Source organism: Sphingomonas sp. (genome assembly GCF_017304635.1).
Taxonomy (GTDB): Bacteria; Pseudomonadota; Alphaproteobacteria; order Sphingomonadales; family Sphingomonadaceae; genus Sphingomonas.
In genome coordinates, this window is the sequence record NZ_JAFKMA010000001.1 from 637,688 (window position 1) to 650,802 (window position 13,115).

The following is a 13,115-nucleotide window of genomic DNA, read 5'->3' on the forward strand; positions in this document are numbered from 1 at the left end:
GGGGGCGCTAGTCCTCCGACGAAACCTGCCTTTTCACGACTACCCGGGCGAATGCCGGGGCCCAGTTGGGAGGAGCAGAGTAAGTGAGCGATGCACCCACCATCATCGTCTCCCACCTGGGCCCCGGCGTTCGCCGGGGTGGAGTAACTTTTAGCGCCGCTTGCGACCGTGCGGCGGCGGTCGGACAACTCGCTGCAACGTCACGCCCTCGACCGGCGCACAGCGCATCATCGCCAGGTCGATCATCGCCAGCAGCCGCGTCCGCGCATCGCCCAACCCCTCCGGCGTGATGCCGCGCTCCTGCGTCTCGAAGTTGACGTAGGGCAGGCCATGGAACAGCGCATAGTTGGACAGCGACCCGTCGCTCGTCACGACATGCTCGAACTGGATGTTCGCGTCGGCCTCGGCCAGTGCCCGCGCGCAGAAGCCGTCGGCGGGCGATCCTTGCGCCGGGTAGGAGACGATCGCGACGCTGTCGGTATCATCGAACGGCCATCGCGCCGACACCGACGGGCGCGGCGAATAGACGTCGTTGCAGAACAGCACCGAAATCTCGCCCCGCCCGGTATTGCCGGAAGGCGGCGGGCCGCAGCCATATTCGCTCGCGTCGAAGCCCGGCTCGTTGGTGTGCAGCGCGACGATCAGCCGTGGCGGGTGCCCGAGCCCGGCCAGGATCTCGTCGGCATAGGCCGGTGTCGCGTCCCAGAAGTTGCGGTTGGGGTCGACGTCCTTGCCGTAATCGACGTCGCCGTTGCCGCGCGAATCGGGGCCGGCGATCGAACGCGCTTCCTCGATCGCGACGACCTCCCCGCCATAGGCACGCACGGCGTAGATCGCGGCCTGGAACGCGGCATTCTCGTTGTCGTGCGGCACGAACCACAGCGGTCCGGCGGGATGGCGCAGGTTGCGGATACGATAGAATCGCCAGAAGGTCCGCCCGTCGCGGAACTCGATCCGCGTGACGTTCAGGTCGGTCCAGAGTTGAGGATCGGCGAGACGGACGAAATCGGCGTTGGCCATCAACAGCGGATCGATCGCCGACACGATGCGCTGCGCCGGGGCCGCAGCGGGCGCGGTCGCCGCCGTTACCGGAAGCGGCGCGAGGAACCAGGCGAGGATGGTGAGCGCACGCTTCATCACGGCGCGCGACCCTAAAGCAGCGGCGCGCGCTCGGCGAATCCTACGCTCGTCCGAATCCGGGACAGGTCAGGCCGGTACGCCATAGAGGTCATGGTCGTCGGCATCCTCGACCAGTACCGGGGTGATGTCGCCGACCGTGAGGTGCGCGGCGTCGCGCAGGAAGACTTCGCCGTCGATCTCCGGCGCGTCGGCCTGGCTGCGCCCGGTGGCGCCGCCGTCCGCGTCCACCGCGTCGATGATGACGGGCAGGGTGCGGCCGACCTTGGCCTGGAGCTTGGCGGCGCTGATCGCGGCGGTCCGTTCCATGATCCGGGCGTAGCGCTCTTCCTTGACCTCCTCGGGCACCGCGTTCGGCAGGTTGGTGGCCGCCGCGCCTTCCACGGGCTCGAACCGGAACGCGCCGACGCGGTCCAACTGCGCCTCGTCGAGCCAGTCGAGCAGATACTGGAAATCCTCCTCGGTCTCGCCGGGAAAGCCGACGACGAAGGTCGAGCGGATCGCGATGTCGGGGCAGATTTCGCGCCAGCGATGGATGCGCTCGAGCACCTTCGCCTCGTTGGCCGGGCGCTTCATCAGCTTGAGCACGTTGCGGCTGGCATGCTGGAACGGAATGTCGAGATAGGGAAGCAGCAAGCCCTCGGCCATCAGCGGGATGACCTGGTCGACATGCGGGTAGGGGTAGACGTAATGGAGCCGCACCCACGGTGCGATCTTGCCGAGTTCGCGCGCGAGGTCGGTCATGTGCGCGCGAACTTCATGCCCCTTCCACATGCGCGGATGATGCTTGATGTCGACGCCATAGGCCGACGTGTCCTGGCTGATGACGAGCAGTTCGCGCGTCCCCGCCGCGACCAGCTTCTCCGCCTCTCGCAGGATCGCGTCGGGGCGGCGCGAGACGAGGTCGCCGCGCAGCTGCGGGATGATGCAGAAGGCGCAGCGGTGATTGCAGCCCTCCGAAATCTTCAGATAGCTGTAATGGCGCGGGGTGAGCTTGAGCCCGCTCTCGGGCACCAGATTGAGGAACGCGTTGGGCGGCATCGGCGCCGCATCGTGAACCGCGCCGACGACCTGCTCGTATTCGTGCGCGCCGGTGATCGCGAGCACTTGCGGGAAGCGCGTGCGGATGGCGTCGGCTTCCTTGCCCATGCAGCCGGTGACGATGACGCGGCCATTCTCCGCGATCGCCTCGCCGATCGCCTCCAGGCTTTCCTCCTTGGCGGAATCTAGGAAGCCGCAGGTGTTGACCAGCACGACGTCGGCGCCGGCATAATCGGGCGACATCTGATAGCCGTCGTTGCGCAGCTTGGTCAGGATGCGCTCGCTGTCGACCAGGTTTTTGGGACAGCCGAGCGAGACCATGCCCACGCGGGGCGGGGAGGGAAGGACAGTAGCCATGGGGAGCGGCGCACATAGCGCGTTTCGAGAAATTTTCCAGCACTTGCCTTTTGCCGCCCAGCCGCCGAGGCAAGGGATCAGAAGCGGGCCGGTCGCAGCGCGAACTCGGCCGTCGCCGGGGAGACGCGAATGGTGAATTGGCGGCTGAAGCCCCATCCCGATTTTCCGAGCATGGCGCTCGATGCCGTCGGCGTCTCGATCGACCGTCGCGGCGACGTGTTGTCCCTGCGCTATATGATCGAAGGCGATGTCGAACGCGTGCGCTGGCCCGAACCGGCGGCCCCGGCGCGTGCGGACGAATTGTGGCAGCACAGCTGTTTCGAAGCATTCGTTCAGCCGGTCGGGCGCAGCGGATACGTCGAATTGAACTTGTCCCCCTCGGGACGCTGGGCGAGCTATGCGTTCGACGGGCGGCGAGAGGGTATGCGCGATGCCCTCGTCGTTCCCGTCACGGCCTGGGCGATGCCGGTGCTGACGGCGACGGCAGACCTGCGCGAGATTGGCGGCGCGGATTGGCGGATCGGGCTGACGATGGTGGTCGAGGCGATCGACGGAACGAAGAGTTTCTGGGCGTTGACGCACGCGCCCGGGCCGCCCGATTTCCACAACCCAGATTGCTTTATCGCGACGCTCCCGGCACCTGACGGCCCATGAAATTCGGTATCGACCGGCTGCTTGCCGACCCCGACCTGCGCAAGCCGCTCGCCGGCAAGCGCGTGGCGTTGCTCGCGCATCCGGCGTCGGTGACGGCAGACCTGACACACGGCCTAGACGCGCTGGTCGCGGCGGGGCTCAACGTGTCGGCGGTGTTCGGGCCGCAGCATGGCGTGCGCGGCGACTTGCAGGACAACATGATGGAGTCGCCGGACTTCACCGATCCGACCTACGGCATGCCGGTGTTCAGCCTGTATGGCGAGGTGCGGCGGCCGACAGGCCAGTCGATGGGTACGTTCGACGTGATGCTGGTCGACCTCCAGGATGTCGGGTGCCGCATCTATACTTTCGTGACGACCTTGCTCTACGTGCTCGAAGCCGCCGCCGCGCACGGCAAGAGCGTGTGGGTGCTTGATCGCCCCAATCCGGCCGGACGACCGGTCGAGGGGCTGACGCTGCTGCCCGGGTGGGAAAGCTTCGTCGGCGCCGGGCCGATGCCGATGCGGCACGGCATGACGCTGGGCGAGATGGGGCAGTGGTTCATCGAGCAGTTCAAGCTCGACGTCGACTATCGCGTGATCGCGATGGAGGGTTGGGCGCCCGACGCCGCGCCCGGTTTCGGCTGGCCGTCCGAGCGACCGTGGATCAACCCCAGCCCAAACGCCGCCAACGTCAACATGGCGCGCGCCTATGCCGGCACCGTGATGCTCGAGGGCACGACGCTGAGCGAAGCGCGGGGGACGACGCGCCCGCTCGAACTGTTCGGCGCACCCGACATCGATGCGAAGGCGGTGATTGCGGAGATGCGGCGGTTCGCGCCCGACTGGCTGGCGGGGTGCACCCTGCGCGACATCTGGTTCCAGCCGACCTTCCACAAGCATGTCGGCGCGCTTTGCTCGGGCGTGTTCATCCATGCCGAGGGCGCGGCCTACGATCATGCGGCGTTCCGGCCGTGGCGGTTGCAGGCGTTGGCGTTCAAGGCGATCCGCGCGCTGTACCCCGGTTACGACCTGTGGCGCGATTTCCCGTACGAATATGTGTTCGACAAGCTGGCGATCGACGTCATCAATGGCGGGCCGGGCTTGCGCGAATGGGTCGACGATGCCGGCGCGCGACCCGGCGACCTCGACGCGCTGGCGATTCCCGACGAGGCGGCGTGGGTCGAGGCGCGGCGACCGCACTTGCTCTATTGAGCGGGGTTTCTCGCCGTAAAACTCACCTGCATCAACGCTTTGTCGTACGACTCTGGCGACTGGTCCCAAAGCGGGTTCCATTGCGGCGTCATGGTGGCAGGTCGGCCGGGCAGGGGATTCGGGTCGGGGACCGAGCCATGGAATCGGATATTCGTTTTTACGCGCGCCGGCTGGCGCAGGAACAGGTCGCCGCGCGCACCGCGCTGACGTTGGAGGCACGCAACCGCCGGCTGGCGCTCGTCGCCAAGTTCGAGGCGAAGCTGGCGCAGCTTTGCGCGTGAATTCCACCATTTAGGATGTTTCGGCCGGTACGGTCTTAATAAGGTGGTGAGCTTTTCCGGGTAGAAACCCGGGCATGTCCGACGATTCCGCCCCCGAGCGCTCCAAGCGCGACAGCATCTTCCGCATGGCCCGGATCGTGGTGCCGGAAACGGGCGCGACGATCACCAGCCGCATCCGCAACGTCTCCGACACCGGCGCCTGCATCGATGCGGTCGAGGGGATCGCGGTGGGGCAGACGATCGAGGTGACGATCGGCAAGGACGCGCCGGTCATCGCTCGCATCGCCTGGACGTCGGAACGGCAGTTCGGCATCGCCTTCGATCGCGACGACCCGCTCGATCATGTCGTCCAGTTCCAGAGCGGCGGCTTGATCGCCAAGGCCGGATGGATGGCTGGGATGCGCGACCGCTATCGCCCCTGATCGGGGCGCGACATCAGCGCTTGCGCGTCAACTCGCGCATCGCATCGTCCAGGCCACCCAGCGTCAGCGGGTACATGCGGTCGTTCATCAACTCGCGCACGATGCGGATCGACTGCGAATAACCCCATTGCTCTTCCTTGATCGGGTTGAGCCAGATCGCCGCCGGATAGGTCGTCGTCAGCCGGTGCATCCACACCGCGCCCGATTCCTCGTTGAAATGCTCGACCGAGCCGCCGGGATGGGTGATCTCGTACGGGCTCATCGACGCGTCGCCGACGACGACCAGCTTGTAGTCGTGGCCGAACTTGTGGAGCACGTCCCACATCGGCGTCCGCTCGGCGAAACGGCGGCGATTGTCCTTCCACACACCCTCGTACGGGCAATTGTGGAAGTAAAAGAACTCCATGTTCTTAAACTCGGACGTCGCCGCCGAGAACAGTTCCTCGCACAGCTTCACCCAGGGATCCATCGACCCACCGACGTCGAGGAACAGCAGCAGCTTAACGGCGTTGCGTCGCTCCGGCCGCATCCGGACGTCGAGCCAGCCCTGCCGTGCGGTGCCGTCGATCGTGCCGTCGATGTCGAGTTCGTCCGCCGCGCCCTCGCGCGCGAAGCGGCGGAGACGGCGGAGCGCGATCTTGATGTTGCGCGTGCCGAGCTCGCGCGTATTGTCGAGGTTCTTGAACTCGCGCTGGTCCCAGACCTTGATCGCCTTGCCGTGGCGCGATTCGCCGCCGATCCGCACGCCTTCCGGATTGTAGCCCGAATTGCCGTAGGGGCTGGTGCCGCCGGTGCCGATCCACTTGTTACCGCCCTGGTGGCGCTTTTCCTGTTCTTCCAGCCGCTTCTTCAGCGTCTCCATGATCTCGTCCCACGAACCGAGCGATTCGATCTTCGCCATCTCCTCGGGCGTCAGGTATTTCTCGGCGATCGCCTTCAGCCAGTCGGCGGGGATGTCGGCATTCTGCGTGCCGTAGCTCGTCGCGATGCCCTTGAAGACCTTGGCGAAGACCTGGTCGAAACGGTCGAGCAGTCCTTCGTCCTTCACATAGATCGCGCGGGACAGGTAATAGAAATCTTCCGGCGTCCGCGCGATCACGTCGCGGTCGAGCGCTTCGAGCAGCAGCAGATGCTCCTTCATGCTCGCGGCGATGCCGGCGGCGCGAAGCTCGTCGAGGAAGTTGAAGAACATGGCCCGATGCTAAGCGCGCGCGGTCCGAAACGCCAGCCGGCCTGCTATCGCGCGGCCGGCTTTTGTGAGGGCGGCGGGGTGGCGCCGTTCGGCGCGGGCGCGCGTTCGTATAGTGCCCAATGCGTGCCCGACAGCCCTACCGCATAGGCGCTTGCGATCGGACGATAGGCGCCACGGCAACGCGGCGGGGGATCGTCGAACGTCTCCCCCTTGAAGCGATCGACGAACAGGAACGGCGCGGCGGGACATCCGGCCTCGACCACCATCAACGGATAATGCGCGTGAGCCGCGGCGACGCGAAGCATCGCCAGCCCGGTCGACCGATCGAGCAGGACCGTCGTGCCGCCCGGCGCGCGCGCCGCGAGCGCGGTTATCGCCTTCGTGGGATCGCCGCGCTGGTTGCGGATCAGGGCCGCATCCTGCCACAGCCCGCCGCCTAGGATCGCGACGATTGCGCCGGCGCTGGCGATCCGCTGCCACCCGCCACGCGCGATCAGCGTGGCCGTCGTCTCGGCGAGCAGCAGTAACAGCGCGATCGCCGCCAGTAGATAGTAGCGCGGATGCCCGACATTGCCGGCGTGAAGGATGGCCAGCGCCAGGGGAAACGCCACGATGGCGAGCCAGTAGAACGGTGTCAGCCGGGCACCGCCCCTGTGGGCCAGCAGGACGACGACGAGCACGATCGGCAGCAGCCACAGCGACACGATCGGCCAGCCGATCGTATATCCCACCATCTCGATCTGGGCATGAAGGAAGAGCAGCACCGTGAACGGCGCATAGCTGCCGAACTGGAACCCGGTCGGACTGGCCAGCGCCGCCCCGGCGATCACGGCGAGCACCGCCAACAGGGCGATCAATGCCGGGGCGAACAGGCCGAACGTCAGCTTGGCCGCCGTTACCGGGCTCGTCCGCGCGCCTTCCGACAGAAACGCCCAGCCGATTAGTGCGACGCATCCGAACACCATCGTCAGTTGCGACAGTGCGCCCAACGCGAAGCACAGCGCCAACCGCTGGCGCGTGCGATCGAGCGGCGCATCCGACAGCCAGTGCGACACCAGCAGGACCGCGACGAGCAACGCGAGCGACATCGGCGCATAACCGCGCGCCTCCGACCCCATCGTCACGACCATCGGCGAAACCGCGAACAGCAACGCCGCGACCAGCGCCATACCCTTGCTGCGCTGCGCGAAGATCGCGGCCGCAACCACGATCGCCGTCGTTCCGGTCGCGATCGACAGGCCGCGTTGCAGCACCGGCGCCGCGTCGTAGCCGACCAGCAGCAGCCACAGCGAATTGAGGTGATGATTATTGTCGTGATTGATGTTCAGGAACACCCCGAGAGGGGTCCGCGCCTGATGCGCCAGCTCCGCCGACCACGCCTCGTCCAGCCACAAGCCGCCCTGTGCGGCCGCCACGCGCAATGTCAAGCCGAGCAGGACAACCGCCGCAAGCAGCATGCCGTAGCGGCGGTTGATGATCGACCCTCCCACGATCGCGCGGGTCTAGCAGCGCGCTGTCACGTTGGCGATGGGCTCAGCGGGCGTAGGCGTCGATCAACGCGCCGACGTAATCGGGCTGGGTGCCGGTCAGTTCGCGAGCGGCATGAGTCCGGCGGTCGGGGTAGATGAAGCCGTTGACGCGATAGGTCGTGCTGCCCAGTCCGTCGCTGTCGCGATACCAGACGCGGACTTCGCTCCAGTCATTGTCCGAGCTGACGTCGAACAACGTCACGTCCTGTTCGGCATGGCCGCGCTCACCGTTCTGGCGCGACCAGTTGGCGTGGGTCAGCATGACGACGCGGCGTTCGACGATGCGGCTGACGACGGCGACATGGCCGAGCGGCAGGCGCGCCTGCTTGGCGAAGGCGATGACGGCGCCGACCTTCGGCTGATCGCCGCGATCGTAGCGGCCCTCGGCCTGGTCCCACCACGTCCAGGCGTCGCCATAAATCTGGATGCCGGACGCGGCTCGCGCGAACGGCACGCACTGGCCGACATAATCGAGCAGCGAACTCGCCGCCGCCGGCGCGACCGCGACCAGCGCCAGCGCAGCGCCGACGATCCCGCCAAGATGTCGAATGGAATACCTCATGCCCGTCGGCCGTCCTACCGCCGACAGGCTGAGCGAAGCGTGAGCGAATATGGTTAACGCGGCGGTAACCAGCCCGCGTTCGACAGTCGGTGGTCAGTAAAAAGCGTGGTGTCGCAGGCTACCCGCTTCGAGCGAGCGGCCAATTCGTCTCAAAACGGAACAAGATTGAGTCACCATGCTTGCCATGATTAATAATCGATTTATGAATACCTTAACGATCGGCCAGGGTGGGACCGATCGATAATAGGGGAGTTCAGCGATGAGCATTTTTTCGCGCGCGTCGGCGGTGACGGCGTTCGTCATGGCGACTGCCGCCACGCCGGCTTTAGCCGCCACGGTCTACAATACCAGCCTGCAGAACCTGAACGGCGCCGCCGGCACCAGCACCTACACGACGACGACTAATGCCTCGGGCACCACGACCACCGTCGTCGGGCCGGGCCCGAATGCCGACGCCAATCGCGCGCATGGCATGCCGGTGCTCAACAGCTGGTATCAGGACAATGTCGGTGCCGGGACGACGGTCGGGATCACGACCAACTATGCCCGCAACGGCAACGGATCGGCCTATTTCAACCAGACCCAGGCGCAGACCGGCAAGGCCGACCTGCAATATTATTTCGGCTCCAACGGCGCCGTGTCGCCGATCGCGCTGTCGAGCCTGACGAGCTATTCGTATGATTACCTGCGCGATGCGTCGTCGACCGCGACCAATTACCTGACGCCGGTGCTGCGGCTCAACATCCTGAAGGACGGGGTGTTCGCCGGCACGCTGATCTGGGAAGCGGCGTACAACCTCGGCACCGGTCCGTCCGCGACCAACACCTGGCTGACCGGGTCGGGCGACCTGAACACCGGACTGTTCTGGACCAACAATGCCTTGCTCGGGCCGACGAATGCGACTGCGGGCGGGACCAAGACGCTGGCGCAGTGGATCGCCGACAATGCCGGGTCGCAGCTCAGCGTGTACGGCATCCAGGTCGGGTTCGGCTCGGGCTGGGACGGCACCTTCACCGGCGCGGTCGACAATGTGAACGTCGCGTTCGGCCAGACCGCGTACAGCAGCAACTTCGAAGTCGCGACCGCCGCCGTGCCGGAGCCGGCGACCTGGGCGATGATGATGCTGGGCTTCGGCGCGATGGGCGCTGCGCTGCGCAGCCGCCGGCGTGCCAAGGTCGTGTTCGGCTGAGATCGGCCTGATCGAACGAAGAGGGGCCGCCGGGCATGATGTCCGGCGACCCCTTTCTTTTTGCGTGAAACTCCTAAGCGATCAGCGCGGCGCGCCGCCCTGTTGCCGCTTGGCCATGAAGGCGAGGCGTTCGAACAGCATCACGTCCTGCTCGTTCTTGAGCAATGCGCCGTGCAAGGGGGGGATCGCCTTGGTCGGGTCGCGGTTCTGGAGCACGTCGAGCGGCATGTCCTCGTGGAGCAGCAGCTTGAGCCAGTCGAGCAGTTCGCTGGTCGACGGCTTCTTCTTCAGCCCCGGCACCTCGCGCACGTCGTAGAAGATGTCCATTGCCTTGGAGACGAGGATTTTCTGGATACCGGGAAAGTGGACGTCGACGATCGCCTGCATCGTCTCGCGGTCGGGAAACTTGATGTAGTGGAAGAAGCACCGGCGCAAGAACGCGTCGGGCAGTTCCTTTTCGTTGTTCGAGGTGATGACGACGATCGGGCGCTCGGCCGCGCGCACCGTCTCCTTGGTCTCGTAGACATGGAATTCCATACGATCGAGTTCCTGGAGCAGGTCGTTGGGGAACTCGATATCGGCCTTGTCGATCTCGTCGATCAGCAGGACGGGGACCTGGGGGCTCGTGAACGCCTCCCACAATTTGCCCTTACGGATGTAGTTTTTGATGTCGTGGACGCGCTCGTCGCCGAGCTGGCCGTCGCGCAGGCGGGCGACAGCGTCATATTCGTACAGGCCCTGCTGCGCCTTGGTGGTCGATTTGATGTTCCACTCGATCAGCGGCGCGTTCACCGCCTTGGCGATCTCATAGGCCAGCACGGTCTTGCCGGTGCCGGGCTCGCCCTTGACGAGGAGCGGGCGGCGGAGCTGGACGGCGGCGTTGACCGCAACCTTCAGGTCGTCGGTCGCGACATAGCTCTGCGTGCCTTCGAAGCGAATCATTACCGTCCCCGATTTTCGAAACTCGGGTTTGGTTTTGGTCAGCTACTGGATGAAAGGCAAGGGTAGCGGCGCGGCAAAGCCGCGCCATCGGCCGGAAGCGCTGCTCCGCCGCGCCGAACCTTAGTGCCGGTCTCTTGCCGACTTGCGCGCTTCGGCCAGATCCCACAACGCGCGATGCTGGGCGAGCAATTGCTGCGCGCCGAAGCTCATCGCGCGTTCGATCGCCGGGGCGGACGCCAGTTCGGCGGCGAGCGTCGCGGTATCGATATCGCTAGGCAGTGACGATGCCGGGATCGGCGATCCGGCCCGCGTCGCGGCGGCGTCGAGCACGCCGCGCACCGCGCGCCAGTCGAGCACCAGCGCCATCGCCGCGCCGACCGCACAGCCCGTGCGATCGGACTGAGCGAGCATGTCCAACGCATGCTGCTGATGCGTGACGGCGGCTTCCGACTCGGCCTGCCCCGGCGTCGAGGGGATCGGACCGGCGGCGGCGGTCAGCCGGGCGAGCAGCGCGCGTTCCTCCGCGAAGGCGGAGGCGGCTTCCTCCAGCCATGCCTCGGCGGCGGGAGTCGGTCCGTGCGCCAGCGCATGGTCGATCACTCCCGGCTGGCGGCCGTGGAGCGCGCACAGCAGATGGACGGCATCGGCCAAGTCGCGCGTCGGCGCGCTGCGCTCACCCATCATGGCGACGAAGGGATGGCGCGCCGAACCGTCGGCGTCGGCCAGAGCGGTCAGTACGCTCCAACTGGCACTCTGGCGATCGAACTGGGTGTCCACCGGCATGTTTCCTCGACGCGGCTGATGAGTCACGATCCGGGGGATGTAGTCGGGCAGCGTAAAGACCGGGTTTACAGCGGTCCGATTTGCGATACCCCTTTGTTTCAGAACGGGAGAGGAAGCCGATGCGGGGATGGTGGGCGCTGCTGATCGCGGCGGTGGGGGCAATCATCCTGGCGATCGTCGCGACGACTCCGCCGGGGCCGGTCTCCGCGGCTGCGTCGGTCGATGCCTTCTCCGCCGAACGCGCGATGGCCGACATTCGCGCGATCAGCCAGGCGCCGCGGCCGACCGGGAGCGCCGAGAATGCCAAGGCGCGCGACTATCTGGTCGGGCGGTTGCGGTCGATGGGGCTGACGGTCGCGACCACGCAGTCGCAAATGGATGCGGAAGGTGCAGAGCGGCTGGCGGGGTGGAGCAAGTCGTCGGTCATGCCGCCGCTGACCAACATCGTTGCGGTCTTGCCCGGGCGCGAGCGCAGCCTGCCCGCCGTCCTACTGATGGCGCATCACGACAGCGTGTGGGGATCGCCGGGCGCGGCCGACGATGCCGCCGGGGTCGCCTCGGCGCTGGAGACGGTCCGCGCGATCGCGGCGCAGGGCCAGCCGCCGCGCGACCTGATGGTACTGCTGACCGATGGCGAGGAACTGGGGCTGGAGGGGGCCAAGACCTTCTTCGCGAGCGACCCGCGGCGCGGGCATGTTGGCGTGATCGTCAACATGGAGACGCGGGGCGGCGGCGGGCGGACGCAGATGTTCGAGACCGGCGCCGACAATGGCGCGATGATGCGGCTGTTCGGCGAGCATGTCGCGCGCCCGGTCGCGACCTCGCTCAGCGTGTTCATCTACAAGAAACTGCCCAATTCGACCGACTATACCGTCGCGAAGAACCAGGGCGTACCCGGATTCAATTTCGCCTTTATCGGCCGGCCGGCGCTCTATCACTCGCCGATGGCGACGCCGGAGCGGCTCGATCAGGGCGCGGTGCAGGACATGGGGCGGCAAGTGCTCGACCTGACCCGCGCGCTGCTGACGGCGCCGGCGCTGCCGGACAAGGCGCCCGACGCGGTGTTCTTCGACGCGTTCGGTCTCGTGTTCGTAAGCTATGCCGCGCCGATCGGCTGGGTGATCCTGGCGTTCGGTATAGCGGGCTATGCAGCGGCGGTGTGGGGGCGCGGGTCGGCAAGCGACGTCCTGCGCGGGGCGGGAGCGTTGCTGGCGCTGATCGTTATCGCCGGGCTTGCGCTGTACGTCGTCAACCTGGTGTCGGGGGCTGGGGGCAAAACGAATTATTACGACCGGCTGGCGGCGATCCCGCGACTGGAAGCGCAGGCCCTGCTGGTATGTCTGGCCGTGTTCGTCGCGATGCGGCGGTGGTTGCCGTCGCGGATCGGCACGGTCGCGGGAGCGGCGGTGCCGTTGCTGGTGGTTGCCGTGTTCGCGCAGGCGACCGCGCCGACCGCCGCCTATCCGCTGGCGGTGCCGCTGATGTTCGGCGGGATCGCGGTGGCGGTCGAGCGGTTTGCCGGGCGCATGGTCGGCGTCGTCGCGATCGTCGTCGCGGCGATGCTGGGCGTCGGGTACATGCTCGGCTTCGGCTGGTTCCTGCTCGAAGCAGTGGGGCCGAAGACACCGATGATCGCGGCACTGCCGCTTGCGATCAGCGCAGTGCTGTTATTGCCGCTGATCCCAGCGATCGACCGCCGCCGCGCAACGCTGGCAAGCGGGGTGCTGATGGCGGGCGCGGTCGTGATCGCGCTGACGGTGCTGCTCGACCCGATCGCGCCGAGTGTTGCGGTATACAGCAGCGATCATTGAGGCCCGTGCGTCACGGGAATAA

General features: G+C 66.5%; 13 protein-coding genes. 6 read left to right on the top strand and 7 right to left on the bottom strand.

The window, feature by feature from the left end; translation table 11 throughout:
- Nucleotides 1–150 precede the first annotated feature (150 nt).
- Complete coding sequence (locus J0I47_RS03210) at nt 151–1,137, bottom strand: hypothetical protein (RefSeq protein WP_294044994.1); 987 nt, start codon at nt 1,135–1,137, stop codon at nt 151–153.
- Nucleotides 1,138–1,206: 69 nt separating this feature from the next.
- Nucleotides 1,207–2,535, bottom strand: coding sequence for a 30S ribosomal protein S12 methylthiotransferase RimO (gene rimO, locus J0I47_RS03215; RefSeq protein ID WP_294044995.1), 1,329 nt, complete (start codon nt 2,533–2,535; stop codon nt 1,207–1,209).
- Between the two features lie 171 nt (nt 2,536–2,706).
- Here rimO and J0I47_RS03220 point away from each other — a divergent pair, with 171 nt between their 5' ends.
- From J0I47_RS03220 to J0I47_RS03235, 4 genes are all read left to right on the top strand, one after another.
- Entirely contained in the window at nt 2,707–3,189 is a 483-nt protein-coding gene (locus tag J0I47_RS03220) for a DOMON-like domain-containing protein (protein WP_294044996.1), read from the top strand.
- The gene (locus tag J0I47_RS03225) at nt 3,186–4,382 is read left to right on the top strand and encodes a DUF1343 domain-containing protein (RefSeq protein ID WP_294044997.1); all 1,197 of its coding nucleotides are present in this window, start codon (nt 3,186–3,188) and stop codon (nt 4,380–4,382) included. The genes J0I47_RS03220 and J0I47_RS03225 overlap by 4 nt, the downstream gene beginning before the upstream one ends.
- Nucleotides 4,383–4,519: 137 nt before the next feature.
- On the top strand, nt 4,520–4,663 hold the full coding sequence (locus tag J0I47_RS03230) for a hypothetical protein (protein WP_294044998.1): 144 nt from the start codon (nt 4,520–4,522) through the stop codon (nt 4,661–4,663).
- 74 nt (nt 4,664–4,737) lie between these two features.
- Nucleotides 4,738–5,085: a PilZ domain-containing protein gene (locus J0I47_RS03235; RefSeq protein WP_294044999.1), complete on the top strand. Its 348-nt coding sequence runs from the start codon at nt 4,738–4,740 to the stop codon at nt 5,083–5,085.
- 13 nt (nt 5,086–5,098) lie between these two features.
- On the opposite strand, the gene J0I47_RS03240 is transcribed toward J0I47_RS03235, so the two are convergent.
- From J0I47_RS03240 to J0I47_RS03250, 3 genes are read right to left on the bottom strand one after another with little or no spacing between them, the layout of a single operon-like run.
- Entirely contained in the window at nt 5,099–6,277 is a 1,179-nt protein-coding gene (locus J0I47_RS03240) for a VWA domain-containing protein (RefSeq protein ID WP_294045000.1), read from the bottom strand.
- 44 nt (nt 6,278–6,321) lie between these two features.
- A complete protein-coding gene (locus tag J0I47_RS03245; protein ID WP_294045001.1) occupies nt 6,322–7,767 on the bottom strand; it encodes a hypothetical protein in 1,446 nt (481 codons plus the stop codon).
- A gap of 43 nt (nt 7,768–7,810) precedes the next feature.
- Nucleotides 7,811–8,368, bottom strand: a complete 558-nt coding sequence (locus J0I47_RS03250) for a CHAP domain-containing protein (RefSeq protein WP_294045002.1) — start codon at nt 8,366–8,368, stop codon at nt 7,811–7,813.
- A gap of 259 nt (nt 8,369–8,627) precedes the next feature.
- Here J0I47_RS03250 and J0I47_RS03255 point away from each other — a divergent pair, with 259 nt between their 5' ends.
- On the top strand, nt 8,628–9,557 hold the full coding sequence (locus tag J0I47_RS03255; RefSeq protein ID WP_294045003.1) for a PEPxxWA-CTERM sorting domain-containing protein: 930 nt from the start codon (nt 8,628–8,630) through the stop codon (nt 9,555–9,557).
- A gap of 81 nt (nt 9,558–9,638) precedes the next feature.
- Here the strand turns inward: J0I47_RS03255 and J0I47_RS03260 are convergent, their stop codons facing one another.
- Together J0I47_RS03260 and J0I47_RS03265 are read right to left on the bottom strand one after the other, a co-directional pair.
- Nucleotides 9,639–10,496, bottom strand: coding sequence for a MoxR family ATPase (locus J0I47_RS03260; protein WP_294045844.1), 858 nt, complete (start codon nt 10,494–10,496; stop codon nt 9,639–9,641).
- A 123-nt stretch (nt 10,497–10,619) separates the two neighbouring features.
- The gene (locus J0I47_RS03265) at nt 10,620–11,282 is read right to left on the bottom strand and encodes a hypothetical protein (RefSeq protein WP_294045004.1); all 663 of its coding nucleotides are present in this window, start codon (nt 11,280–11,282) and stop codon (nt 10,620–10,622) included.
- 119 nt (nt 11,283–11,401) lie between these two features.
- Here J0I47_RS03265 and J0I47_RS03270 point away from each other — a divergent pair, with 119 nt between their 5' ends.
- A complete protein-coding gene (locus tag J0I47_RS03270) occupies nt 11,402–13,093 on the top strand; it encodes a M20/M25/M40 family metallo-hydrolase (RefSeq protein ID WP_294045005.1) in 1,692 nt (563 codons plus the stop codon).
- Nucleotides 13,094–13,115 lie beyond the last annotated feature (22 nt).